Raw genomic sequence first — 22,140 nt, forward strand, 5'->3', positions numbered from 1 at the left:
TAGGCTCCGCGCCGAGCCGACCGATGCCAGATCTGGCGGCAAGGGGACAGGATCTATGATATTTGGGCGAGTAAAGCCTCTCGACGCCATTCTCGCGACAGCCGAGAAGAAGTCGCTGCACCGCTCGCTTGGCGCGGTACAGCTGACCTTGTTCGGGATCGGCTGCATCATCGGCACCGGCATCTTCGTGCTGACCGCCGCCGGCGCGCAGAAGGCCGGTCCGGGGCTGATGCTCGCCTTCGTCATCGCCGGGCTGGTCTGCGTCGTCGCCGCTCTCTGCTATGCCGAGATCGCGGCGATGGTCCCGGTCGCCGGATCGGCCTACACCTACACCTATTCGGTGATGGGCGAGTTCCTCGCCTGGACGGTCGGCTGGGCGCTCGTGCTCGAATATGCGATCGCCGCCAGCGCCGTCTCGGTCGGCTGGTCGGGCTATTTCACCGGCACCATCCTCAACGAGACGTTCGGCATCGCGCTGCCGGCCTGGCTCAGTGCCGGCCCGCTCGCCCTGGGTGGGGCACCGGGCGGATTCATCAATCTCCCGGCGATGATCATTGCCTTGCTGATCACCTGGCTGCTGATGGTCGGAACGACCGAATCGGCGCGCGTCAATGCCGTGCTCGTGACAATCAAGGTGGCGGCACTGACCGTCTTCATCGCCCTCACGCTGCCGCGCATCGACGGCGGAAATTTCAGCCCCTTCCTTCCCGCCGGCACGTTCGGCGGCTTCGGCACCGGCGTCGGCGCGGTTGGCGCCGCGGCGACGATCTTCTTCGCCTATGTCGGCTTCGACGCCGTCTCGACCGCGGCCGAGGAAACCAAGAACCCGCAGCGCAATGTGCCGATCGGTCTGATCGGAAGCTTGGGCTTCTGCACCATCTTCTACGTCCTCGTCGCCGCCGGCGCGATCGGCACGATCGGCGGCCAGCCGATCATGGGCCCGAATGGCATACCGTTCCCGGCCGGCTCCGAGGAGCTCGCCCGCCAGTGTGCGATGCCGCAATATGCCGAGGCGCTGGTCTGCTCCAACGAGGCCCTCGCGCACGTGTTGCGGACCATCGGCTTCGGCCCGATCGGCGATGCCGTCGGCTATGCGGCGATCCTGGCGCTGCCGTCGGTCATCCTCATCCTCCTGTTCGGCCAGACCCGGATCTTCTTCGTTATGTCCCGCGATGGCCTCCTCCCGGAAAAGCTGTCGACGGTCCACCCGAAGTGGCGGACGCCCTACGTCGTGACGGCGATCACCGGCGGCGTCGTCGCCGTCGCCGCCGCCTTCTTCCCGGTGGGTCAGCTCGCCGACATCGCCAATGCCGGCACCCTCTACGCCTTCTTCATGGTGGCGATTGCGGTGATGTTGCTCCGGCGCCGCGATCCGGCACGGGAACGGCGGTTCAGGGTTCCGCTCCTGTGGCTGGTCGGGCCGCTCACCATCGGCGGGACCTTGTTCCTGTTCCTCAACTTGCCGACCGAGGCGATGCTGGTGCTACCGATCTGGTCGGTGGTCGGCTTCCTGATCTATTTCGGCTACTCCTACCGTAACAGCCATCTCGGCCGCGGCCTCATCGAGGTGCATGAGCCCGAGATTCACGACGTCGATCCGGACATTCCCGGCCTCGACACGCGAGATCCGCTCGATCCTCCGCGCCGGCCGCCGGGTGTCTGACCGGAACGGTCCCGGGGAAGGGAGGCTTCGGCCTCCCTTCTCTTTTCGAGCCGACGCCGTCCGACTCAGAGCCGGCCTGCCGGGGCTTTGCAGCGCCCGGGCGTTCCTCTAGGCCGTTCGCGGACAAGAGCAAAAGGGGCGGGAATGACGGCAGCGCAGCAGGATGCGATCGCGGACGAGCCGGCGGTGGCCGGACTGATCGACCACGTCACCAACGTCTCCGACTTCATCTGGGGCGGCAGCTGGAACGGCGCCGAGGTGATCCCGCTCCCGCCGATGGTGCTGATCCTGCTCGGTATCGGCCTCTACATGATGGTCGGCTTGCGCTTCTATCCGATCCGCATGCTCGGGACCTCCTTCGCCGGCCTGTTCCGCCGGTCGGGCGACGGCGCGGCGGGCGAGATCTCGCCCTTCGCGGCCTTGTCCACCGCCCTCTCCGGACAGGTCGGCACCGGCAATCTTGCCGGCGTCGCCACGGCTATCGCGCTGGGCGGTCCGGGCGCGATCTTCTGGATGTGGATCACGGCGCTGATCGGCATGGCGCTCGCCTTCGCCGAAGGCGCGCTCGCCATTCGCTACCGCGAAATCCTTCCCGGCGGCCACCGACGCGGCGGACCGATGAGCTACATCGCGATCGGGCTGGGGCCGAAATGGAAATGGCTGGCGGTCGTCTTCTCCATCGGGACGGTCTTCTCCGCCTTCGTCACCGGCAACATGATCCAGGCCAATTCGGCCGGCGCCTCGATCCAGCAGCTCACCGGCTGGGAGGCCTGGGTCGGCGGACTGCTCGTCGCCGGGCTCACCTTCGTCGTCATCATCGGCGGCATCAAGTCGATCGGCGCGGTCGCCGAGCGCGTCGTGCCGACCATGGCCGTGGCCTATATCGTCATGGCGCTGATCGCGATCGCCATCAACATCGAGGACATTCCCGCGACCTTCGGCCTGATCTTCCACGGCGCCTTCAACCCGCAGGCGGCGAGCGGCGGCTTCATCGGCGCCGCGATGATCGTGGCGATCCGCGCCGGCGTCGCCCGCGGCCTTTTCTCGAACGAGGCGGGGCAGGGCTCGACCCCGATGGCCCATGCGGTCGCGCAGACCAACGATCCCGCGCTGCAGGGCCGCTTCGCGATGATGGGCACCTTCATCGACACGATCGTCATCTGCACGATGACCGCGCTCGTTTTGCTGACCGTGCAGGGCAGCTTCGCGTCGACCGATCCGGTGACCGGAGCGGTGACCTTGCAGGAGCACGCCTGGAACTCGGACCTGCGCGGCTTCGACATGACCGCCGGAGCCTTCGGCGCAGCCTTTCCCTTTGCCCTCGGCGGGATTCCGGTGGGCGTGCTGGTGGCGTCGATCGCGCTTCTCCTGTTCGTCTTCACCACCCTGCTCACCTGGTCCTATTATGGCGAGCGGGCGATTTCCTTCCTCGTCGGCGATTGGGCGATCATCCCCTTCCGCGTGCTCTGGTGCGTGATGATCTGGGTGGGCTCGTTCCAGGAGCTCGAACTGGTCTGGCGCCTCGGCGACATCGCCAATGCGACGATGGCGCTGCCTAATCTGATCGCCTTGCTCTTCCTGGCGCCGGTCGTCTTCGCCCTCGCCCGCGGCCGCCGCGACGCCGGCAAGGATCATGGCCGCGAGACGCCGCCGGAGCTGTGCGATCCGCCGCTTCCCGGACCCGCCGATTGAGAGGGCCGGCAAGAGGCCGCGATCGGATCCAACAGCCGTCCTGAATCGGTCTAGCCGGTCAACCGAGGCCCTCGGCTTCGGCCCGCCCGTGACCGGTGCCGCAACTCGCATCGTCGCCCGGCGTTGGTGCGGCGAAGGAGATTCGCATGGCGACCGATCCGCCGACCCCGTCCGTCCCGCCCGAACAGCCGCCCCGGCAGGAACCGCCTGACCAGCCTTCCCGGCCGCCCGAAATCCGGCCGCCCGGCCCCGACATCGACAATCCTGAACCACCGTCGACGCCGCCGGAAACACCGCCTCCGGGGCCCGGCGGGCCGGAGATCAGTCCGCCCGGTCCCGATATCGACGTGCCGCAGCCGGCGCCGGACATGCCGTCGACGCCGCAGCCGGGAGCGCCGATAGCCTGATCGCGGACGCGCGGCTAAGCGCGCCCTCAGCCCAGCCGTTCGGCGACGAGCGCCTTGAGGTCGGCCTGGGGCCGCGCGCCGTAATGGGAGATCACTTCGGCGGCTGCGATCGCGCCGATGCGCAGCGATTCCTCGAGACTGCGGCCGCGAGCCTCGCCGAACAGGAAGCCGGCCGCGAACAGGTCGCCGGCGCCGGTGGTGTCGACCACCGCCTCGACCGGCTCGGCCGCGACTTCGGCGCGCTCGCCGCCGCGCAGGGCGACCGCGCCCTTTTCGCTGCGCGTCACCACCAGCGTCCGGACCTGGCCCGCGATCGCCCGGATCGCGGCCTCGAAGTCGCTCTCGCCGGTCAGCTCGCTTATCTCGACCTCGTTGGCGAAGAGAATGTCGATGAAGCCGCCCTGGATCAGCTTGAGGAAGCCGTCCCGGTGACGCTGGATGCAGAAGCTGTCGGAGAGGGTGAAGGCGACCTTGCGCTTCGCGGCGCGGGCGATCTCGATCGCCTGCTGCATCGCCATTCGCGGCGCCTCCGGGTCCCAGAGATAGCCTTCAAGATAGAGAATCGCGGACTGCTCGATCTGGACCGGATCGAGCGCCTCGGGCGGCAGATGCTGCGCAGCGCCCAGGAAGGTGCTCATCGTCCGCTGGGCGTCGGGCGTGACGAGGATCAGGCAGCGCGCGGTCGGCGTCCCGAAATCCTGCGGCGGGGTCTCGAATTCGACCCCGATCGAGCGGATGTCGTGACTGAACACCTCGCCGAGCTGGTCGTCGGCGATCTGGCCGATGAAGCCGGCGCGGCCGCCCAAGGCGGCGACGCCGGCGGCGGTGTTGCCGGCGGAGCCGCCGCTCGCCTCGCGCGCCGGGCCCATATGCTCGTAGAGCCGGGTCGCTTCGTGCGCGTCGACCAGCCGCATCGAACCCTTGGCCAGACCCTCCGCTTCGAGAAAGGCGTCGTCGGCATCGGCGAGCACGTCGACGATGGCATTGCCGATGGCGAGGACGTCGAGGCGGGGTTCGGTCATTGGGGGCTCCGCAGCGGGGAAAGCGCCGGCCGTAGCCAAGGCGAGGGGGCAGGGCAATCGCCGAGCCTCCTTCCGCCCGAGCGTCAGGGGGCCCGCACCAGCTCCAGCGCCTCGACGATGCGCGCCGCGGCCTCGGCCGGCGCCAGCGCGCCGGTGTCGAGGGTGAGCGCCGGAGCCGGCATCGCGGCGTCGCAGGCCTCGAAGCCCTCCGCCAGCGCGCGCAGCAGCCCGACGTCGCGAAGCTTGCCATGCTCGGCACGCGACGCCTCGACGAGGCGCTGCTCCTGCTCGTCTCGTGCCACGGTCAGGCGGACGAAGGCGACTTCGCCGCCTTGCGCCGTTACGGCCTCCTTCAGCCGTTCGGGAAAATCGGGCGCCACCGTCGGCTCTGGGGCGAAGGTGAAGACAAGCGAGCGGCCGGCGCATGCCGCTTCCGTCATTGCCTCGATCCAGAACAGCTCCCGCAGCCTGACGAAGGCGGGCGAGCCGAACGGGAAGAGCGAAGCGACGGCATCGACGACGAGATGATTGTGAAAGAGCGCGAGGCCGCTCGTTTTGGCGATCTCGCGCCCGACGGTGAGCTTGCCGCTCGCCGGCGGACCATACAGGAAGACGAGCTTCATCGCGCCGGGATAGCCGACGCGCGGGCCCGCGCAAGGCCGCCTTCGTTCGGCCGCCATTGACGACGGGTCGCGCGGGTCCACATAGGCCTGCCGATGAAGCTTCTCGCCCTCGCCTTTGCCGCCGGCCTGGCCAGCGCCCTCGGCTTCCAGCCGATCGGGGCGTGGCCGGTGACCATCCTCGCCTTCGCCATGCTGCTCTGGCTGGTCGAGCGGGCGCCGTCGCGGCGGTCGGCGCTGGCGCGGGGATGGTGGTTCGGGCTCGGCCAGTTCGTGCTCGGGCTGAACTGGATCGCGACGGCGTTCACCTATCAGGCGGCGATGCCGGCCTGGCTCGGCTGGGTGGCCGTCGTCCTGCTGTCGCTCTATCTCGCCGTCTATCCGGCGGTCGCTGCCGGCCTCGCCTGGACCTGGGGCAAAGGCCGGCCCCTGGCCTTCGTCCTGTTCTTCGCTGCCGCCTGGATCGTCACGGAATGGCTGCGCGCGACCCTGTTCACCGGCTTCGCCTGGAACCCCGCGGGCGTGACGCTGGTCGGGCGCTCGATCGCCCCGATGGCGACGATCGTCGGCACTTACGGCCTGTCGGCCTTCGTCATCCTGTTCGCCGGCCTGGTCTGGATCGCGGCGGCGGGACCCGATCGGAGGCCGGCCCTGGTGCTCGCCGCCGTGGCGATCGCCGGCCAGATCGCCGCCGCGCTGGTCGTGCCGCGCGCGCCGGACGGCGCCGGTCCGCCGGCGCGGATCGTCCAGCCCAATATCGGCCAGGAGCTCAAATGGAGCCCGGCCTTCGCCGACCGGAACATGGCGCAGCTGACCCGCCTGTCGAACGGCCATGACGGCGAGCCGCGGCTGCTCATCTGGCCGGAGGCGGCGGTGACGGAGCCGCTCCAGGACGAGAGGCGCGGCTATCTGCCCGACGTCCTCGACGTGCGCCGCCGCGTCGTTGCGGCGATCGGACCGGGCGATCTGTTGCTGACCGGCGGCGTCACCGCGCAGTCGGAGGATGGCGTAAGCGCCAGCAGCGCCACCAACAGCATCTTCGCGGTCGGTCCGGGCGGCCGCATCCTCGCCCGCTACGACAAGGCGCACCTGGTCCCTTACGGGGAATATCTGCCGATGCGGCCCCTCTTGTCGGCGATCGGCCTGTCGCGCCTGGCGCCGGGCGACCTCGATTTCGAGCCCGGGCCAGGCCCGGTGACCTTGCCCGTTCCCGGCGCGGGGCTGGTCGGCTTCCAGCTCTGCTACGAGATCATCTTCTCCGGAGAAGTGGTCGACCGCGCGCAGCGGCCGGCCTTCATCTTCAATCCCTCGAACGACGCCTGGTTCGGCGCCTGGGGGCCGCCGCAGCACCTCGCCCAGGCGCGGCTGCGCGCGCTCGAGGAGGGATTGCCGGTGATCCGGTCGACCCCGACCGGCATCTCGGCCATCATCGATTCGGCCGGCAATCTCCTCCATTCGATACCGATGGGCGAGGCCGGCGTGATCGACGCCCGGCTGCCGCTGCCGGCGCCGCCGACCCTGTTCGCGCGCCACGGCAATATCCTGCCTTTCCTGTTCGCCATTCTGCTCGCCGCATCGGGCTGGCTGGTCCGCCGCAGGGCCATTGCGGAGGCACCGAATTCTCGCTAGGGCGGACATAAGGATATCTTTATATCCGCAATTCCTATTCTGACCGCCATCCAGGAAAGCAAAGGCTCCATGCGCAGCAATTATCTCTTCACGTCCGAGTCGGTCTCTGAGGGCCATCCCGACAAGGTCGCCGACCAGATTTCCGACGCCGTGGTCGACCTGTTCATGGGCCGCGATCCCGAGGCGCGCGTCGCCTGCGAGACGCTGGTGACCACCAATCGTATCGTCCTGGCGGGCGAGGTGCGCTGCCGCGAGGACGTCACCCCGACCCTGGCCGAGATCGAGGCCGCGGCGCGCGAGACGGTGAAGCGGATCGGCTACGAGCAGCACGGCTTCCACTGGCAATATGCCGACTTCGCCTGCCATCTACACGGCCAGTCCGCCGACATCGCCCAGGGCGTCGACGAGGCGGGCAACAAGGACGAGGGCGCCGGCGACCAGGGCATCATGTTCGGCTTCGCCTGCGACGAGACTCCGGACCTGATGCCGGCGACGATCCATTATTCGCACCGCGTGCTCGAGAAGCTCGCCGAGCACCGCCACAATCGCGAGGTCGATTTCCTCGAGCCGGACAGCAAGAGCCAGATCACGCTGGCCTATGAGAATGGCAAGCCGGTCCGCGCGGTCAAGCTGGTCGTCTCGACCCAGCATGCCAAGGGCTGCGACCAGGCCAAGCTGCGCGATTATGTGAAGGGCGTCTTCGCCGACGTCCTCCCGTCCGGCTGGATGCCGAACGACGACGACGCCATCTTCGTCAACCCGACCGGCCTGTTCGAGATCGGCGGACCCGATGGCGATGCCGGCCTGACCGGCCGCAAGATCATCGTCGATACCTATGGCGGCGCCGCGCCGCATGGCGGCGGCGCGTTCAGCGGCAAGGACCCGACCAAGGTCGACCGTTCGGCCGCCTATGTAAGCCGCTATCTCGCCAAGAACATCGTCGCCGCCGGCCTCGCCCGCCGCTGCACGATCCAGCTCTCCTACGCGATCGGCGTCGCCGAGCCGCTGTCGCTCTATGTCGACCTGCACGGCACCGGCAGGGGCGATGTCAGCGAAGCGCGTCTCGAGGAGGTGCTTCCGCAGCTGGTCCGCCTGACGCCTAAGGGCATCCGCACCCATCTCGGCCTCAACCGGGCAATCTACCAGCCGACCGCCGCCTACGGGCATTTCGGCCGCAAGGCCGAGGGCGAGCTGTTCAGCTGGGAAAAGACCGATCTCGTCGACCAGCTCAAGCAGGCGGTCGCCTGATCGAACGAGGCGGCGCCGTGCTTCTCGGAGGCCGGCGCCGTCGCCTCATGCCGATCTCCAGACCGGTGGCCGCACCGGAGCTCCGGCTTACTCGACCTCGCACCGCACCGGATGCGTGACGCCGTTGCGCACCAGCGTTCCCGCGCCCCGGCCGCGACCGCCGATTCTTGTGCGCAACTGCGCCTCGAACCGCATCGCGTCGGCATCGACGAGGTCGACGCGCAGCTCCCGTTCGTCGATCCAGCTGCGCCCGATCCGTATTTCCGGATCCGCATCGGTGGTCGCGAGGGTGCGGTCGCCCAGCCGCAGATGGGCCGCCACCAGCGGCGAGGTGATCACCCGACCGATCGTCCCGGACAGCATGATCCCGCTTCCGTCCGTCGCCCGGCAGTCGAAGCCGCCGGTGGCAAGCGCCGGAGAAGCCACGAGCAGGAGCGGCAGGGCGAGAAAGAGGCACGATTTCATGGCCCATGGCGTAGAGCAGCCGGCCTGAACCGGCGCTTGCCCGATCGAGCCAGGCTCGCGCCTCTCATTTCGGCGGCAGCGATCCCGCGAATCGCTCCGCCAGGAGGATCCACGATTCGAGCCCTGCCTGGTGACAGCTTTCCGCCGCCACCCAGACGATTCCGCCCATCGCTCGGCCGGCGAAGCTGACGATCTCGGCGCCGGGGCGGGAGAGGGCCTCGCGCTCCTGTGCCTTGCCGACCCGAAACATGTAGCGCCCGACTTCGACTCCGCAGAGCATGTTGCCGTCGAGCAGCCAGCAGATGCCGCCGAACATCGCCTTTTCGGATATGCCCGAGCGGCCGGCGAGCGCCTCCCGGAGGCGCCCCGCGAGGACTGGGTCATAGGGGCATTGCCTAGTCCCGTTCTTCGTTTCTGCCGGTCCCGCCGGCGCCCGTGCGGCGTTCGGCGAGGTCGAACAGGTCGGGCAGGACCCGAAGCGCGGCGTCGGGTCCTTCGACCACGGCCGATCCGTCGGCAATGGCGGTTGCGACCGGAACGGCGCCGGAGAGGATCTGCAGCAAGGTCTCGAAGCCGGTCTCGATCGCGGCGTCGAAGGCCCCTTCGCCGGCGGCGGCGACGGACGTCCCTGACGGGCCGCCCTCCACCCGGAATGTCGCCGCCTTGCCGCCGTGCACGAGATGCAGGCGGAAAGTAACGGGCGGCGTCGGCGTACGTCGGGCGATCGCGTCCAGGGCGAGCAGGGCCCAGGCCGGCTCGAACACCTCGCCGGGGCGCGTCGGGAACAGGAATTGACCGCCCCAACGGATCAGCTCGCGGATCGCCGGTCGCAGTCCCTCGCCGGCCGCCGTCAGCTCGTAGACCGGCGTCGCGACCGGCGGGGGCAGCGTGACCTTCCGGATCAAACCGCGCTCGGTCAGCGCGCTCAGCCGCGCGCTCAGCACGGTCGGGCTGACGCCCTGGAGATGGCTCGCCAGATCGGCGAACCGCTTCGGCCCGAGCAGCAGCTCGCGGACGATGAGCAGGGTCCAGCGCTCGCCGAGCAGCTCGGCAGCGCGGGCGAGGGCGCAGAACTGGTCATAGCGGGCTCCACTCATCGGCCGCGCGTGTCAGAATCGCCCCCGCACCGTCAATCGCGGTGTGCCAGCGCGATCAGGGGTCCGACGATCGCGAACTGGACCAGGGTGAAGCCGGTCTCCAAGGCGAGATAGGTCGGCACCGAGGTCATGACGTTCTTGGCGGCGACCGCCAGGGTCGTGAACGACCAGGAGAGCAAGCCGATCGCCAGCCCGTAAGCGAGGCCGTTGCGGAGCACCGTCCGGCGGGAGGCGAACAGGCGTGGATAGGCCCAGGAGAAGGCCGCTCCCTGGATCAGCATCGAGACGAGGCCGAACGGGATGACGACGTCGTCGCGATAGATGCCGAGCGCGCCATATGCGGGCGCGAAGACGATCAGGTGCCAGACGAAGGCGATCGGGAAGGTCGGCACGACATAGGCGGCGAGCCCCAGCCAGAAGCGGCGGCCCGGGGCGGGCGGGATCAGGACCTGCGTCGACATGGGAGCGCTCCTTCAGCTTTGCGGCGGCAACTCCGGGAAGGCCGGAATGCCCGGCGGGACCGCATCCCACGCCGGCGCGCGGGATGCGAAGACGATCATCTGGGGGTCGAACAGATCGGGCTCGTCAAGCGACGACGCGCGCAGGAAGAGGAAATGCGGCATCACCGCGTTGCGCCCGTAGATTCCGGCGCCGCAGGTCGGACAGAAGGCGCGCGTCACCTCCCGGCCGCTGTCGCCGCAATTCCGATATTCGCGGATTTCGCCGCCGAGAGCGACGGCTTCTGCCGGAAGGCCCATCAGCCCCGCATGGACTGCGGCGCTCGTCCGGCGGCAGTCGGTGCAATAGCATTTGAGCTGGAAAATCGGCGCGGCGTCCACCTGATAGCTGACCGCGCCGCAAAGGCATTTGCCAGACACGCACATCAGACCCTCCTCTTCAGGCGCCGGACGCCCGCTGCATCTGCTTGATCTCGGCGACCTCGATCGTGCCCATCTCCAGGAACGGACAGCTTCCCGCCATTGCGAGCGCGGAATCCAGATCGTCGGCCCGGACGATCGAGAAGCCCGTCAGACAATCGAGCTCGCTCTCCACGGCAACGCCGTCCGGCCTCACCATCCGCGAAGGACCGAGCGGGGTGCCCGGATCGACCATCGAACCCGAATGCCTGCCGATCCAGGCCTGCCATCGCGCCATCGCCTCCGGCCCGTCTCCGGCCCCCGGGCCTTCCGCGCCGCGGCGATAGGCGAAGAGATAATTCGGCATGGCGCACCGGTCTCCTTCGGCTGGACTAACGTATCTACTACGAAAAACGTAGTATCAACTCCCAAACACGTAGTCAACGGGACTTCGTTCGTCCCGGGACGCTTGGCGTGACCCGCTCACCGGATTAAGCCGCCGCGCATGTCGCCTTTGTCTCTTTCCGTCTTGCGGCGCCCGGACCGATGACCGCGGATCCGACGACGATCCGCCGCCTCTACGGCCGCTCCAAGGGGCGGCCGCTACGGGCCGGGCAGGCGAGCCTCGTCGAGGAATTGCTGCCCACCTTGTCCGTGCCCGAAGAGGGGCCGCTCGACTCGCGCCGCCTGTTCGGCGACGACCGGCCGCTTCATTTCGAGATCGGCTTCGGCGGCGGCGAGCATCTCGCTTTCCGGGCGGATCTCCTTCCCGACCATGGCTTCATCGGCGCCGAGCCCTTCCTCAACGGCGTTGCCGCCGCGCTCGGCCATGTCCGCGACCAGCATCTGGCGAATGTCCGCCTCCACATGGGTGATGCGCTCGAGGTGCTCGAGCGGCTGCCGGATGCGTCGCTGCGCTTCGTCTACCTGCTCCACCCCGATCCCTGGCCGAAGGCGCGCCACGCCAAGCGGCGGATGGTCAATCACGGCCCGCTCGACCTCATTGCCGCCAAGCTCCAGCCGGGCGGCGAGTTCCGGCTCGGAACAGACGACCCGACCTATTGCCGCTGGGCGATGATGATCATGAGCCAGCGCCGCGACTTCGACTGGCTCGCCGAGAGCGCCCGCGACTTCCTGGTCCGGCCCGGGGGATGGCCGGAGACGCGTTACGAGGCCAAGGCGCGCCGCCAAGGCCGCGAGGTGTGGTATTTCCGATATCGGCGGGGGTGAGGCCGAATGGATAGCCACCGGCGCTCGTGGCTAGCTAATTCCTTCCCCATCGACTATATAGCGGGGCCACGGAGTCTCGCGATGTCCCGCCAGGATCATGTCCAGTTCAATGTTCGATCGGCCTATGCGCGGACTCGCGCTCACGAACTGGCTCGACAGACGGGTATGACGGCCACGCAGATCGTCGAGGATGCGTTGCGCGCCTATGTGCCGCCCGGCGCAACCCAGACGGCTGGCCGCCTCGTCAGGCGCGGTCCGATCCTCGTCAAGCCCGCCGGCGGCCGGTGCGTGAGCCTTGCCGAGGCCGAGACGATTCTGAAGGCGATCCGCGAGCGTGAGCTTGAGGATTGAGGCGCTTCTCGACAGCAATGTCCTGATCGCGGTTCTGGCCGAAGCCCACGAGCATCACGAACCCTCATTCGCGCTCATCGCGGAGGAGAATGGCGGTCGCTTCGCGATATCCGCGCACAGCTATGCGGAAGCCTACAGCACCCTCACTCGTCGAGGCGAAAGCGGTCTATTTCGATTCACGCCGGCCGAGGCGATATCGGCGCTCGAGAGCCTCCGCGGCGTGACGACCCTGGTCGGGCTGACGCCGGCCCAGACGTTCGACACGATCAGGGATCATGCCTCTACCGGCGGTATCGGCGCCCGCCTTTGTGACCGGCTCATCGGGCAGGCCGCGGCGGCAAACGGAATCGTCACAATCGTGACCTGGAAGGTCACGCACATGCGCAGCCTGTTCCCGGACCTGGAGGTCCTTTCACCGCTCGAATTCCAGAAAAGCGGCAACAAGGCGACTTAGACGCCGGCGACTCCGGCCCGTGCCCAGTCCGGTTCAGGGATCGTCGGCGAAATCGAGGCGAGGGAGGCGGTCGCCGAACAAGTTCCGCCCGCCACGAGCCGGAGGCCGGCAAGGTCGGGTGTTGCGCAACGAGGCGCCTTGCGCTCTAATCCGCGCCGCCGGTCAGGGCACCGGATCGGCACAATCGGCTTATCGACGCGGCGGGCGCTGCCACTCTCTTCGAGGAGGCGGCATGCCCATCGATCTGAACAGGCGCCACCTGCTGGCCGGCGCCGCCCTGCTCCCCGCGACCTTTTCGGCGGGCACGCCAAACACCGGCCCATGCGAAGCCGACTTGGGATTCGACCGGCTGTTGCGGCCGACGGTCCGCACGGCCGATTCCGGCCGCTGGACGCTCGCCGAGCGGATGGCCCACCATCATGTCCCCGCCGTCGCCGTCGCAATACTTCGGGACGGCCGCCTGCACCACGTTCGCGGCCTTGGCCGCCTGGCCGCCGGAGCCTCGGCAGCGGCTGGACCGTCGACCTTGTTCTCGGTCGGGTCGGTCAGCAAGGTCGCGACCGCGGCGCTCTGCCTGCGGCTGGTCTCGCTCGGCCATCTCGACCTCGACCGCGACGTCGGGCGGTGGCTGAGGCGATGGCGGCTCCCGCCCGGACCGGCGGGCGACGACGCACCCGTCACGATTCGAATGCTGCTCTCCCACACCGCCGGGCTGAACGTGCACGGCTTCGCCGACTTTCCTCCCGGCGCCGAACTGCCGACGCTGGGCCAGATCCTGGCCGGCGCCGCGCCCGCCCGCAACCGGCCCATCGCCCGCATCGGCCGGGCCGGCGAACGCGCTCGCTATTCGGGCGGCGGCTACATGGTCGTCCAGGCGGTGCTGGAGGACGCGATGGGCCTGGCCTTCGAGCGCCTCGCCGCCGATCATCTGTTCGCGCCGCTCGGCATGGCGCGAAGCTTCTTCTCGGCGGCGCTCTCGGCGGACCAGGGCGACATCGCCCGCGCCCACGACCGCGAGGGCAATCCGGCGGCGCTCCCCCGCGGGTGGCAGAGCTTTCCGGAGCTCGCCGCCTCGGGTCTGTGGACCTGCGCACTCGATCTTGCACGCCTGATCGCTGCCCTGACCGGCAGCCATCGCGGCTTCGCGAATGCCTTCCTGCCGCGCAGCCTGGCGATGGAGATGATGATTCCGGTCTCGCCGGGAACGTTCGGGCTCGGGCCGCGCCTGGCCGGCCATGGCGAATCCGCGATCTTCCACCATGGCGGCGCCAATGACAGCTACAAGGGCTGGATCGAGGGCCATCTCGCCAGCGGCGACGGTCTCGCCATCCTGACCAACGGCGCCAATGGCGACGTGCTCGGCGACGAGATCCGCAACGCGGTGTCCGACGCCATGGGCTGGCCGGGCGATTGGTCGGTCATCGCCCAGGCCGCGAACGGAAATGACTTCCTCCCCGCTTATGCCGGGCGCTATGCCCGACGCCCCGACCAGCCGCTCGAACTGGCCGGCGCGCTGGACGCCGCCTTCGATCATGCCTCGATCGGCATCGAGACTCGGGAAGGCGGGCTCGTTCTCGTCGCCGGCGAGCGCCGCCTCGGGCTGGCGCCCCTGACCGGCAGCCGCTTCGTCATGCCCGATTTCTACATCCCCGCCGACACGCTGCAGCTCGAATTCAAGCGCGCCGCCGACAGGTCGGTCGACGGGCTGCTCGTGCTCGGCGGAGGCGGCATTTTGCTCTTCGACCGCGCACGCGATAGCTGAAACGTTTGCCGCCGCGCTTGCGGCGCGGGCCCTTCCGTGTAGCGTGGGGCCGTGCCGCGAGGGAGGGGGAATGGCCCAGCACAGCACCTGTCTTTCGCCCTTCTGCGGCTATTGGGCGGACCGCTATCTCGCCACCTGCCCGCGCTGCGGGCGGATGATGCGTCCCGACGACGAGATCGTCGGTCGCGGCGGCCATGTCGTCTGGTGCGGCCTGATTCTCGTCGCGGCGATGGGCGGCGTCGCCTGGGCGCTGGGACCGAAGGTGCTGCAAGCGCTCACGGATCCGCTCGCGCCGGCGGCGCCACGGCCGACGGTGCTGCAGGCGCAGCTGGCGATCGGCCTGATCCTCCTCATGTTCGCCGGCGGCGTCGCCTTCCTGCTCAACGGCATCGTCATGGTGGCTCGGGCCCGGCCGATGCGCTGGCTCACCCTGGCCGGAATTTCCTGCATCGTCCTGGCCGCCCTCGCCGCGCTCGGCTTCGCTGCCACCACGCTTGCGTAGGCCGCCGCGCGGCGGCCTACCGGAAGCGGTGACCTAGCCCGCCGGCGTCAAGTGCAGCAGCCTTCCGCCGCGGCCCTCGCGGCTGTCTTCGAGCAGATAGAGCGATCCGTCGGGCGCCTGCTCGACCTCGCGGATGCGCGCGCCCATCGGCCAGCGCCCGGCCTCGCGCGCAGCGTCGCCATCGAGGTCGACGTGGATCAGGGCCTCGCTGGACAGCCCGGGCACCAAGGCGTCGCCGCGCCATTGCGGGAACAGGTCGCCGGTATAGACGATCATGTTGCCGGGGGAGATGACCGGCGTCCAGGTGACCTTCGGCGCGGCGAATTCGGGCCGGGTGCTGTGGTCCGGGATCGGCCGCCCGTCATAATGATCGCCGTCGGACACGATCGGGTAGCCGTAATTGGCGCCCCGCTGGACGAGATTGAGCTCGTCGCCCCCCTCCGGGCCCATCTCGATTTCCCAGAAACGCCCGTCCGGCGCGAAGGCGAAGCCGAGCGGGTTGCGGAGTCCGAGCACCCAGATCTGCGCGGCGACACCGCCGCGATCGGCGAAGGGATTGTCGGCGGGGACGCTTCCGTCCGGATTGAGCCGGAGGATCTTGCCGAGATTGGCATTCATGTCCTGCGCCGGATCGAACTTCTGGCGGTCACCGGAGCTGATGAACAGATGCCGGCCGTCGGGGGAGAAGAGCAGGCGGTGGGCGTAATGGCCGCGACCGGTCACCTTGGGCTGCTGGCGCCAGATCACCTGAAGGCCTTCCAGCCGCGCGGCATTGCCGTCGACGACGAGGCGGCCGCGTCCGACGGCGGCGCCGCGCGTATCGCCTTCACCCGCCTCGGCCCAGCTCAAATAGATGATGTTGTTCGTGGCGAATTCAGGGTGCAGAATGACGTCGCCCAACCCGCCCTGGCCGCCATGGTCGACTTGCGGCACGCCGGAGACGTCGATCGCCGCGCCTCCGACCGTCCACAGCTTCAGCGCCCCATGCTTCTCTGTGATCAGCGCCTGACGGCCGCCCGGCAGGAAGGCCATCGCCCAGGGCTCGCTGAACTGGCCGACCGGCTGCACCCGGAAGGGCTGAGCGCCCGTATCCTGCGGCTCCGACTGCGCGGCGGCATTGCCGTCGGCGACGCCGCCATTGGCGGTGCAGCCGATGAGGGCGAGGGCGGGGAGGGCGAAGGTCCGGAACGCGCGCATGTCTGGTCTCCCTGATCGGTGGCTTCCGGTCCCGTTCCAGAAGGGGCGGAGCACGTCAACGGTTCCATTCGCGCTCCGGCGACGGCGGGCGAAGCTTCGTCGAAGCGCCGCCGGAGACCGGCCGGGGCTTTCGCTCTTGCTTGCCCGCATTCGCTCGGGCTTGCGCCCGCCGGCGCGGGCTGCCGCGAAAGCCCGTCCGTCCGGCGCGGAGCCGCCCGTGCAAAGGTGCATCCGGCAGGCCGGGCCGTTCCGCCGACGGCTGCAACGCCCTAATTCGCTTGCCGGATATTTCCCCCGCCCCTATATAGCCGATGCCTTTCTCGACATCGGTGACGTTGTTGAGGCTGGTCCCGGGGGTCGGGGCCGGCGCGGGTGAACTTTACTTACGAGGACGAGTTGGCGGATCTCGCACGCCTGACCGAGTTGATCGAGCCCGAGGCGGAAGCCGAGGGCCTCGCCCTCGTGCGCGTGATGATGATCGGCGGCAAGGACGATCCGACGCTCCAGGTCATGGCCGAGCGGCCCGACACGCGCCAGCTCACGCTGGCCGATTGCGAGCGGCTTTCGCGCCGCCTCTCCGAGCGGCTCGACGCGCTCGAGGCCGAGGGCGCCGATCCGATCGAGGGCGCCTATCGGCTCGAGGTGAGCTCGCCGGGCATCGACCGGCCGCTCACCCGCCGCCAGGATTTCGAGGACTGGAAGGGGCACGAGGCCCGGATCAGCCTCGCCGAGAAGAGGGACGGCCGCCGCGAGTTTCGAGGCGAGCTGGTCGGCCTCGACGGCGACTCTGTCGTCATCGAAGTGCCCAAGCTGGGCGAGACCAGGCTCGAGCTGGCCGCCATCCACTCGGCCAAGCTCATGCTCACCGACAAGCTCATCGAGGCGACCGCTCCGCTGTCCGCGGAGGGCGCCGACCAGATCATTCAGATGGAAGGACAGGACTGACATCATGGCCACCGCCGCCTCTGCCGTTTCCGCCAACAAGGCCGAGCTGATCGCGATCGCCGATGCCGTCGCGCGCGAGAAGCTGATCGACCGGATGATCGTCATCGAGGCGATGGAGGACGCGATCCAGCGCGCCGCCCGCGCACGCTACGGTGCCGAGAACGACATCCGCGCCAAGCTCGACCCGACGTCTGGCGACCTGCGCCTGTGGCGCGTCGTCGAGGTGGTCGAGGAGGTCGAGGACTATTTCAAGCAGGTCAGCCTCGAGGACGCCCAGAAGCTCCAGCCCGGCGCCAATCTCGGCGACTTCATCGTCGATCCGCTGCCGCCGATCGAGTTCGGCCGCATCGCCGCCCAGGCCGCCAAGCAGGTCATCTTCCAGAAGGTCCGCGACGCCGAGCGCGAGCGCCAATATGAGGAGTTCAAGGACCGGGTCGGCGAGATCATCACCGGCGTCGTCAAACGGGTCGAGTTCGGCCACGTCGTCGTCGACCTCGGCCGGGCCGAGGGCGTCATCCGTCGCGACCAGCAGATCCCGCGCGAGGTGCTTCGCGTCGGCGACCGCACCCGCAGCATCATCTCCAACGTCCGCCGCGAGAATCGCGGACCGCAGATATTCCTGTCCCGCGCCCATCCGGACTTCATGAAGAAGCTGTTCGCGCAGGAGGTGCCGGAAATCTATGACGGCATCATCGAGATCAAGGCGGCCGCCCGCGATCCCGGCAGCCGCGCCAAGATCGGCGTGCTCAGCCACGACAGCTCGATCGATCCGGTCGGCGCCTGCGTCGGCATGAAGGGAAGCCGTGTCCAGGCGGTCGTCCAGGAGCTGCAGGGCGAGAAGATCGACATCATCCCCTGGTCGCCCGACCTCGCCACCTTCGTCGTCAATGCGCTCCAGCCGGCGACGGTCAGCCGCGTCGTCATCGACGAGGAGGAGAGCCGGATCGAGGTGGTCGTCCCCGACGACCAGCTCAGCCTCGCCATCGGCCGCCGCGGCCAGAACGTCCGGCTGGCGAGCCAGCTGACCGCCTCGGCGATCGACATCATGACCGAGGCCGATGCCAGCGAGAAGCGCCAGCGCGAGTTCGTCGAGCGCTCCGAGATGTTCATGAACGAGCTCGACGTCGACGAGACCCTGGCGCAGCTGCTCGTCGCCGAGGGTTTCGGCGCGCTCGAGGAAGTCGCCTATGTCGAGGCCGAGGAGCTGTCCTCGATCGAGGGCTTCGACGAGGAGCTCGCGGCCGAGCTGCAGAACCGCGCCGCCGAGGCGCTCGAGCGCCGCGAGGCGGCCGCGCGCGAGGAGCGCCGCGGTCTCGGCGTCGAGGACGCTCTCGCCGAGATCCCCTATCTCACCGAGCAGATGCTGGTCACTTTGGGCAAGGCCGGGATCAAGACCCTCGACGACCTCGCCGATCTCGCCACCGACGAGCTCATCGCGCGCCGCCGGGTCGAGCCGCGCCGTCGCCAGGAGAGCAGCCGGTCCGAGGACAAAGGCGGCATCCTCGCCGAATATGGCCTGAACGAAGAGCAGGGCAACGAGATCATCATGGCCGCCCGCGCCCACTGGTTCGAGGAAGAAGGGGAGGACGCGGTTGCGGAAACTCCCCAATGAGACCCTAGCGGCCCAGGCTAGCGACGGTCGCCTCGTCCCCTCCCCGTTTCCGGGGAGGGGCCTATGCTGAGGACCGAGAAGAGCGTCCCCGAGCGGACCTGCATCCTCACCCGCCGCACCGCGGGCCGGAGCGAGCTGATCCGGCTCGCGCTCGGCCCCGAGGGGCAGGTGGCGCCTGACGTGCGCGCCCGCGCGCCTGGGCGCGGCGCCTGGATCGGCGTCGATCGCCCCACGCTCGAGGCGGCCCAGGCGAAGGGCAGGTTGAAGGCGGCGCTGGCGCGGGCCTTCAAGACCGGCGACCTCCGGATCCCCGACGATCTCGGCGAGCGCGTCGAGGCGGCGCTGCGTCAGGCGGCACTCGACCGGCTCGGGCTCGAGGCCAAGGCCAGCAATTTGATCAGCGGCAGCGACAAGATCGAGGTCGCGGCGCGGCGCGGGCAGGTGCGCCTGCTCATCCACGCCGCCGATGCCGCCGAGGAAGGGCGGCGCCGGCTCGACCAGGCCTGGCGAGTCGGCTCGGAGGATGAAGGAAGCGGGCGCCAGGGGGTGGTTTTTCCGGCGGGACGAACCATATTGTCGTTGGCGCTCGGCCGCGAGAATGTGGTACATGTCGCCATCGTGGATGGGGCCGCGGCAGCGCGCATCGGCCAGGCGATCGACCGCTGGCGCGCTTTTCTCGGACGTGAGGCTGGGCTAGGAGCCGCTCCGGCGGAGGCGTCCGGCGCGCCCGAAATGGAATTTGGTGAAGGATCAGAATGAGCGAGACGACTGACAAGCCGAAACTCGGAGCGCGCGCGCCGCTGGGCCTCAAGCGCACGGTCGAGACCGGCAAGGTGAAGCAGAGCTTCAGCCACGGCCGATCGAATACCGTCGTGGTCGAGGTCAAGAAGCGGCGCATCCTGGGCCGCCCGGGCGAGGCCGAGACGGCGAAGCCAGAGCCGACGCCGGCACCGGCGCCGGCACCGGAAGCGCGCGCGCCCGAGCCGGCGCCCCAGCCCAAGCCCCCCGTCCGCCCGGCCGCCGCCGATACGCTGACGCGCCGCGAGCTGCAGGAGAAGCTGCTCCGCGAAGCCGAGGAAGCCCGTCTTTCCGCGCTCGAGGAAGCGCGCCGCCGCGAGGACCGCCAGGCCAAGGAAGCGAGCGACGAGGAACGGCGCCGGGCCGAGGACAATCGCAAGGCCGAGGACGAGGCCCGTCGCCAGGCCGAGGAAGATGCCAAGCGCCAGGCGGAGGAAGAGGCCAGGGCCGCCGCCGCGCCCGATCCCGCCGCCGCGCCCGCGGGGCAGGCCCCTTCGGAGGAAGAAGATCGCCGGCCCGCCCATGCGCGTCCCAAGGGCGCCCATGTTCCGGTCAAGCGGCCGGAGCCGGCTCGTCCGAGCCGCGGCCGCGAGGAGCATCGCCGCGAGCGCGGCAAGCTCACCGTCACCCGTGCCCTGGAGGGCGAGGGCGATGCCCGTGCCCGTTCGCTGGCCGCGCTCAAGCGCGCCCGCGAGAAGGAGCGGCGCGCCCATCAGCAGTCGGGCCCGCAGGCCAAGCAGGTCCGCGACGTCGTCGTCCCCGAGGCGATCACCGTCCAGGAGCTCGCCAATCGCATGGCCGAGCGCGGCGCAGACCTGGTCAAGGCCCTGTTCAAGATGGGCACGCCGGTCACCGTCACCGAGACGATCGACCAGGATACGGCGGAGCTGCTGATCGAGGAATTCGGCCATCGCATGGTCCGGGTCAGCGACGCCGACGTCGACATCCAGACCGAGACGGACGTCGATCCGGCCGAGACGCTGCAGCCGCGGCCCCCGGTGGTCACGATCATGGGCCATGTCGATCACGGCAAGACCTCGCTGCTCGATGCGATCCGCGGCGCCAACGTCGTGTCCGGCGAGTCCGGCGGCATCACCCAGCATATCGGTGCCTATCAGGTCGCGCTTCCCGACAAGTCGAAGGTCACCTTCCTCGACACGCCGGGCCACGAGGCGTTCACCGAAATGCGCGCCCGCGGCGCCAACGTCACCGATATCGTGATCCTGGTCGTCGCGGCCGATGACGGCCTCAAGCCGCAGACGGTGGAGGCGATCAACCACACCAAGGCGGCCGGCGTGCCGATGATCGTCGCGATCAACAAGATCGACAAGGAAGGGGCGCGTGCGCAGCGGGTCCGCGAGGAGCTGCTCCAGCACGAGATCGTGGTCGAGGACCTGGGCGGCGACGTCCAGGACGTCGAGGTCTCCGCGCTGAAGAAGACCAATCTCGACAAGCTGCTCGAGGCGATCCAGCTCCAGGCCGAACTGCTCGAGCTCAAGGCCAATCCCGACCGGGCGGCGGAAGGCGCCGTGGTCGAGGCCAAGCTCGACAAGGGCCGGGGCCCGCTCGCGACCGTACTCGTCCAGCGCGGCACGCTGCGCGTCGGCGACGTGTTCGTCGCCGGGGCGATCTCCGGCAAGGTCCGGGCGATGATCGACGACAAGGGCCGCCAGGTGAAGGAAGCCGGACCGAGCGTGCCGGTCGAGGTGCTCGGCCTGTCCGGCGTCCCGTCCGCCGGCGACGTGCTCACCGTCGTCGAGAACGACGCCCGCGCCCGCGAGGTCGCCGCCTATCGGCAGAGCGTGCTCGACCGCAAGCGCACCACCTCCGCCCCGGCCAGCTTCGACACGATGTTCTCCGCCTTGAAGGAGAAGCAGGCGATCGAGTTCCCGCTGGTCATCAAGGGCGACGTCCAGGGCTCGGTCGAGGCGATCGTCAGCGCGGTCAACAAGATCTCCAACGAGGACATCCGCGCCCGCGTGCTCCATGCCGGCGTCGGCGGGATCACCGAGAGCGACGTCACCCTGGCCAGGGCCTCGGGCGCCCCGATCATCGGGTTCAACGTCCGCGCCAACGCCAAGGCCCGCGAGATCGCCGAACGCGATGGCGTCGCCATGCAATATTACGACGTCATCTACGACCTCACTGACGCGGTGAAATCGGCCATGGCCGGCGAGCTGGGTCCGTTGATCGTCGAGAATGTCGTCGGTCGCGCCGAGGTCCGCGAGGTCTTCTCGGCCGGCAAGCACGGCAAGGCGGCGGGCCTGCTCGTCACCGAAGGCTATATCCGCAAGGCGCTCAAGGCCCGGATCATGCGCGACGACGTCATCATCTACACTGGTGCCATCGCCTCGCTGCGGCGCTTCAAGGACGACGTCGCCGAAGTGCGCGCCGGCCTCGAATGCGGCGTCACGTTCGAGAACACGACCGACCTCAAGGCGGGCGACTTCATCGAGACCTACGAAGTCGAGGAGCGCGAGCGGACCTTGTAATCTCCGACCCTCTCCCCTGCAGGGGAGAGGGAAGAGCCGCGGCAGCGGTGAAGGGAGAGGGGCCGTGGGCGAAGGGGATTTTTCGGACTCCCCCTCT

The 22,140-nt window shown here is 69.2% G+C and carries 22 protein-coding genes and 1 pseudogene; 14 read left to right on the forward strand and 9 right to left on the reverse strand.

What is annotated here, in order from left to right; translation table 11 throughout:
- Window positions 1–55 precede the first annotated feature (55 nt).
- The 3 genes from DDE10_RS19315 (at window position 56) to DDE10_RS19325 (ending at window position 3,762) form a co-directional block, all read left to right on the forward strand.
- Window positions 56–1,663, forward strand: a complete 1,608-nt coding sequence (locus tag DDE10_RS19315) for an amino acid permease (protein WP_114954443.1) — start codon at window positions 56–58, stop codon at window positions 1,661–1,663.
- 144 nt (window positions 1,664–1,807) lie between these two features.
- Window positions 1,808–3,355 (forward strand): alanine/glycine:cation symporter family protein, encoded by a 1,548-nt coding sequence (locus DDE10_RS19320; RefSeq protein ID WP_114954444.1) that lies wholly within the window; start codon window positions 1,808–1,810, stop codon window positions 3,353–3,355.
- A gap of 146 nt (window positions 3,356–3,501) precedes the next feature.
- Complete coding sequence (locus tag DDE10_RS19325) at window positions 3,502–3,762, forward strand: cell wall protein (RefSeq protein WP_114954445.1); 261 nt, start codon at window positions 3,502–3,504, stop codon at window positions 3,760–3,762.
- Window positions 3,763–3,788: 26 nt separating this feature from the next.
- On the opposite strand, the gene DDE10_RS19330 is transcribed toward DDE10_RS19325, so the two are convergent.
- Together DDE10_RS19330 and DDE10_RS19335 are read right to left on the reverse strand one after the other, a co-directional pair.
- Window positions 3,789–4,784 (reverse strand): adenosine kinase, encoded by a 996-nt coding sequence (locus DDE10_RS19330; protein ID WP_114954446.1) that lies wholly within the window; start codon window positions 4,782–4,784, stop codon window positions 3,789–3,791.
- A gap of 83 nt (window positions 4,785–4,867) precedes the next feature.
- Window positions 4,868–5,407 (reverse strand): P-loop nucleotide/nucleoside kinase family protein, encoded by a 540-nt coding sequence (locus tag DDE10_RS19335; RefSeq protein ID WP_114954513.1) that lies wholly within the window; start codon window positions 5,405–5,407, stop codon window positions 4,868–4,870.
- A 93-nt stretch (window positions 5,408–5,500) separates the two neighbouring features.
- Between DDE10_RS19335 and lnt the strand changes: the two genes are divergently transcribed.
- Both lnt and metK read left to right on the forward strand, forming a co-directional pair.
- Window positions 5,501–7,033: an apolipoprotein N-acyltransferase gene (gene lnt, locus DDE10_RS19340; RefSeq protein ID WP_114954447.1), complete on the forward strand. Its 1,533-nt coding sequence runs from the start codon at window positions 5,501–5,503 to the stop codon at window positions 7,031–7,033.
- 69 nt (window positions 7,034–7,102) lie between these two features.
- Entirely contained in the window at window positions 7,103–8,281 is a 1,179-nt protein-coding gene (metK, locus tag DDE10_RS19345) for a methionine adenosyltransferase (RefSeq protein ID WP_114954448.1), read from the forward strand.
- Window positions 8,282–8,368: 87 nt separating this feature from the next.
- On the opposite strand, the gene DDE10_RS19350 is transcribed toward metK, so the two are convergent.
- The 6 genes and pseudogenes from DDE10_RS19350 to DDE10_RS19375 form a co-directional block, all read right to left on the reverse strand.
- The gene (locus DDE10_RS19350) at window positions 8,369–8,746 is read right to left on the reverse strand and encodes a hypothetical protein (RefSeq protein ID WP_114954449.1); all 378 of its coding nucleotides are present in this window, start codon (window positions 8,744–8,746) and stop codon (window positions 8,369–8,371) included.
- 64 nt (window positions 8,747–8,810) lie between these two features.
- Window positions 8,811–9,089: pseudogene (locus DDE10_RS19355) on the reverse strand (TfoX/Sxy family protein); the annotation flags it as partial.
- A gap of 52 nt (window positions 9,090–9,141) precedes the next feature.
- Window positions 9,142–9,843, reverse strand: coding sequence for a winged helix-turn-helix transcriptional regulator (locus DDE10_RS19360; RefSeq protein WP_114954451.1), 702 nt, complete (start codon window positions 9,841–9,843; stop codon window positions 9,142–9,144).
- Window positions 9,844–9,875: 32 nt separating this feature from the next.
- Window positions 9,876–10,304 carry a hypothetical protein gene (locus DDE10_RS19365; RefSeq protein ID WP_114954452.1) on the reverse strand — a complete coding sequence of 143 codons (429 nt, stop codon included), beginning with the start codon at window positions 10,302–10,304 and terminating at the stop codon, window positions 9,876–9,878.
- A gap of 12 nt (window positions 10,305–10,316) precedes the next feature.
- Complete coding sequence (locus tag DDE10_RS19370; protein WP_114954453.1) at window positions 10,317–10,727, reverse strand: GFA family protein; 411 nt, start codon at window positions 10,725–10,727, stop codon at window positions 10,317–10,319.
- Between the two features lie 13 nt (window positions 10,728–10,740).
- Window positions 10,741–11,067, reverse strand: a complete 327-nt coding sequence (locus tag DDE10_RS19375; RefSeq protein ID WP_114954454.1) for a YciI family protein — start codon at window positions 11,065–11,067, stop codon at window positions 10,741–10,743.
- Window positions 11,068–11,246: 179 nt separating this feature from the next.
- On the opposite strand from DDE10_RS19375, the gene trmB reads away from it, so the two are divergent.
- The 5 genes from trmB to DDE10_RS19400 all read left to right on the forward strand — a co-directional run bounded on the left by trmB (window position 11,247) and on the right by DDE10_RS19400 (window position 14,999).
- Complete coding sequence (gene trmB, locus DDE10_RS19380) at window positions 11,247–11,930, forward strand: tRNA (guanine(46)-N(7))-methyltransferase TrmB (RefSeq protein WP_114954455.1); 684 nt, start codon at window positions 11,247–11,249, stop codon at window positions 11,928–11,930.
- An 81-nt stretch (window positions 11,931–12,011) separates the two neighbouring features.
- Window positions 12,012–12,281 carry a hypothetical protein gene (locus DDE10_RS19385; RefSeq protein WP_114954456.1) on the forward strand — a complete coding sequence of 90 codons (270 nt, stop codon included), beginning with the start codon at window positions 12,012–12,014 and terminating at the stop codon, window positions 12,279–12,281.
- Window positions 12,265–12,735 carry a type II toxin-antitoxin system VapC family toxin gene (locus tag DDE10_RS19390; RefSeq protein WP_114954457.1) on the forward strand — a complete coding sequence of 157 codons (471 nt, stop codon included), beginning with the start codon at window positions 12,265–12,267 and terminating at the stop codon, window positions 12,733–12,735. The genes DDE10_RS19385 and DDE10_RS19390 overlap by 17 nt, the downstream gene beginning before the upstream one ends.
- 232 nt (window positions 12,736–12,967) lie before the next feature.
- A complete protein-coding gene (locus DDE10_RS19395; protein WP_114954458.1) occupies window positions 12,968–14,497 on the forward strand; it encodes a serine hydrolase domain-containing protein in 1,530 nt (509 codons plus the stop codon).
- A gap of 70 nt (window positions 14,498–14,567) precedes the next feature.
- Window positions 14,568–14,999 (forward strand): hypothetical protein, encoded by a 432-nt coding sequence (locus DDE10_RS19400; protein WP_114954459.1) that lies wholly within the window; start codon window positions 14,568–14,570, stop codon window positions 14,997–14,999.
- A gap of 33 nt (window positions 15,000–15,032) precedes the next feature.
- Here DDE10_RS19400 and DDE10_RS19405 read toward each other — a convergent pair whose 3' ends face one another.
- A complete protein-coding gene (locus DDE10_RS19405) occupies window positions 15,033–16,196 on the reverse strand; it encodes a PQQ-dependent sugar dehydrogenase (protein ID WP_114954460.1) in 1,164 nt (387 codons plus the stop codon).
- Between the two features lie 396 nt (window positions 16,197–16,592).
- Here DDE10_RS19405 and rimP point away from each other — a divergent pair, with 396 nt between their 5' ends.
- The 4 genes from rimP (at window position 16,593) to infB (ending at window position 22,043) form a co-directional block, all read left to right on the forward strand.
- Window positions 16,593–17,141, forward strand: a complete 549-nt coding sequence (gene rimP, locus DDE10_RS19410) for a ribosome maturation protein RimP (RefSeq protein WP_114954461.1) — start codon at window positions 16,593–16,595, stop codon at window positions 17,139–17,141.
- Window positions 17,142–17,145: 4 nt separating this feature from the next.
- Window positions 17,146–18,753, forward strand: a complete 1,608-nt coding sequence (gene nusA / locus DDE10_RS19415; protein ID WP_114954462.1) for a transcription termination factor NusA — start codon at window positions 17,146–17,148, stop codon at window positions 18,751–18,753.
- A gap of 63 nt (window positions 18,754–18,816) precedes the next feature.
- Window positions 18,817–19,512: a DUF448 domain-containing protein gene (locus DDE10_RS19420; protein WP_114954463.1), complete on the forward strand. Its 696-nt coding sequence runs from the start codon at window positions 18,817–18,819 to the stop codon at window positions 19,510–19,512.
- Window positions 19,509–22,043, forward strand: a complete 2,535-nt coding sequence (gene infB, locus DDE10_RS19425; RefSeq protein ID WP_114954464.1) for a translation initiation factor IF-2 — start codon at window positions 19,509–19,511, stop codon at window positions 22,041–22,043. The genes DDE10_RS19420 and infB overlap by 4 nt, the downstream gene beginning before the upstream one ends.
- The last annotated feature ends 97 nt before the right edge of the window (window positions 22,044–22,140 follow it).

Origin of the sequence: Sphingosinicella terrae, from assembly GCF_003347635.1 — a bacterium.
GTDB lineage: Bacteria > Pseudomonadota > Alphaproteobacteria > Sphingomonadales > Sphingomonadaceae > Allosphingosinicella > Allosphingosinicella terrae.

Excerpts from the sequence above, each read along its gene's own strand:
- DDE10_RS19315 (WP_114954443.1), top strand. The coding sequence starts at position 56 with ATGATATTTGGGCGAGTAAAGCCTCTCGACGCCATTCTCGCGACAGCC.
- DDE10_RS19320 (WP_114954444.1), top strand. The coding sequence starts at position 1,808 with ATGACGGCAGCGCAGCAGGATGCGATCGCGGACGAGCCGGCGGTGGCC.
- DDE10_RS19325 (WP_114954445.1), top strand. The coding sequence starts at position 3,502 with ATGGCGACCGATCCGCCGACCCCGTCCGTCCCGCCCGAACAGCCGCCC.
- DDE10_RS19330 (WP_114954446.1), bottom strand. The coding sequence starts at position 4,784 with ATGACCGAACCCCGCCTCGACGTCCTCGCCATCGGCAATGCCATCGTC.
- DDE10_RS19335 (WP_114954513.1), bottom strand. The coding sequence starts at position 5,407 with ATGAAGCTCGTCTTCCTGTATGGTCCGCCGGCGAGCGGCAAGCTCACC.
- lnt (WP_114954447.1), top strand. The coding sequence starts at position 5,501 with ATGAAGCTTCTCGCCCTCGCCTTTGCCGCCGGCCTGGCCAGCGCCCTC.
- metK (WP_114954448.1), top strand. The coding sequence starts at position 7,103 with ATGCGCAGCAATTATCTCTTCACGTCCGAGTCGGTCTCTGAGGGCCAT.
- DDE10_RS19350 (WP_114954449.1), bottom strand. The coding sequence starts at position 8,746 with ATGAAATCGTGCCTCTTTCTCGCCCTGCCGCTCCTGCTCGTGGCTTCT.
- DDE10_RS19360 (WP_114954451.1), bottom strand. The coding sequence starts at position 9,843 with ATGAGTGGAGCCCGCTATGACCAGTTCTGCGCCCTCGCCCGCGCTGCC.
- DDE10_RS19365 (WP_114954452.1), bottom strand. The coding sequence starts at position 10,304 with ATGTCGACGCAGGTCCTGATCCCGCCCGCCCCGGGCCGCCGCTTCTGG.
- DDE10_RS19370 (WP_114954453.1), bottom strand. The coding sequence starts at position 10,727 with ATGTGCGTGTCTGGCAAATGCCTTTGCGGCGCGGTCAGCTATCAGGTG.
- DDE10_RS19375 (WP_114954454.1), bottom strand. The coding sequence starts at position 11,067 with ATGCCGAATTATCTCTTCGCCTATCGCCGCGGCGCGGAAGGCCCGGGG.
- trmB (WP_114954455.1), top strand. The coding sequence starts at position 11,247 with ATGACCGCGGATCCGACGACGATCCGCCGCCTCTACGGCCGCTCCAAG.
- DDE10_RS19385 (WP_114954456.1), top strand. The coding sequence starts at position 12,012 with ATGTCCCGCCAGGATCATGTCCAGTTCAATGTTCGATCGGCCTATGCG.
- DDE10_RS19395 (WP_114954458.1), top strand. The coding sequence starts at position 12,968 with ATGCCCATCGATCTGAACAGGCGCCACCTGCTGGCCGGCGCCGCCCTG.
- DDE10_RS19400 (WP_114954459.1), top strand. The coding sequence starts at position 14,568 with ATGGCCCAGCACAGCACCTGTCTTTCGCCCTTCTGCGGCTATTGGGCG.
- DDE10_RS19405 (WP_114954460.1), bottom strand. The coding sequence starts at position 16,196 with ATGCGCGCGTTCCGGACCTTCGCCCTCCCCGCCCTCGCCCTCATCGGC.
- nusA (WP_114954462.1), top strand. The coding sequence starts at position 17,146 with ATGGCCACCGCCGCCTCTGCCGTTTCCGCCAACAAGGCCGAGCTGATC.
- DDE10_RS19420 (WP_114954463.1), top strand. The coding sequence starts at position 18,817 with ATGCTGAGGACCGAGAAGAGCGTCCCCGAGCGGACCTGCATCCTCACC.
- infB (WP_114954464.1), top strand. The coding sequence starts at position 19,509 with ATGAGCGAGACGACTGACAAGCCGAAACTCGGAGCGCGCGCGCCGCTG.